This is a genomic window from Empedobacter sp. UBA3239, assembly GCF_002362875.1.
GTDB lineage: Bacteria > Bacteroidota > Bacteroidia > Flavobacteriales > Weeksellaceae > Empedobacter > Empedobacter falsenii_B.
On sequence record NZ_DEVJ01000006.1, the window covers coordinates 1 to 664 of the forward strand.

Below are 664 nucleotides of genomic sequence, written 5' to 3' on the forward strand. Positions count from 1 at the left end.
TCGTGAAAAAACAATGTTATATGCAACCATATGCCAACATCGTCTACAATTGAAATGTTTAAAAATCAAGATTTAAGAACTGGTGGATTTTTTGAACTTTGCATTCAAGTTTCAGAAAGTTCAAAAAATGATATTGTTCAGAAATATTTTGATTTTTTTTGGAATCAACCAAATGTTGAAGGTCCATTTGATAATGACTTAAAGCCAATTAATAAAATAATTGATTACCGATTAGAAGGGATTTTAAATATTGAAAATGTAAAAATACCATTCATAAATTTTAATATAAAAGAAGAAAATCCAATTGAAACAGGATCTTATTGGTTTGACATCTCTTTCTACATTACAACTATTGAAAAACTATTTCAAATCGAACCGCAGAATTGGGACGAAAAAAGTAACTGTCCAAAAGAATTGTTAGAATATCTTTTACAGTTAATGAAAAAATTATACGAAATACATCCTTTTAAATTAGCTTTACTTGACTTTGAGATTTCAGGAGAATATCGTATTGAGGATTTGAAAAATTTAGACTTCGTAAATTGGTCTAATTCAATTTTATATATTGGAAAAGAAAACTTAGACAAAGTCAACGAAGAAAACTTAAAATATGTAAAAATATTGAATGAATAATATGGCTGCATATAACAAAGGTTTGGCGAAA

1 protein-coding gene is annotated in these 664 nt (G+C 26.4%); it reads left to right on the forward strand.

Going from position 1 to position 664, the window contains the following annotated elements; genetic code table 11:
- Nucleotides 1-30 precede the first annotated feature (30 nt).
- Complete coding sequence (locus B4G36_RS00775) at nt 31-633, forward strand: hypothetical protein (RefSeq protein WP_291061265.1); 603 nt, start codon at nt 31-33, stop codon at nt 631-633.
- Nucleotides 634-664: the final 31 nt, after the last annotated feature.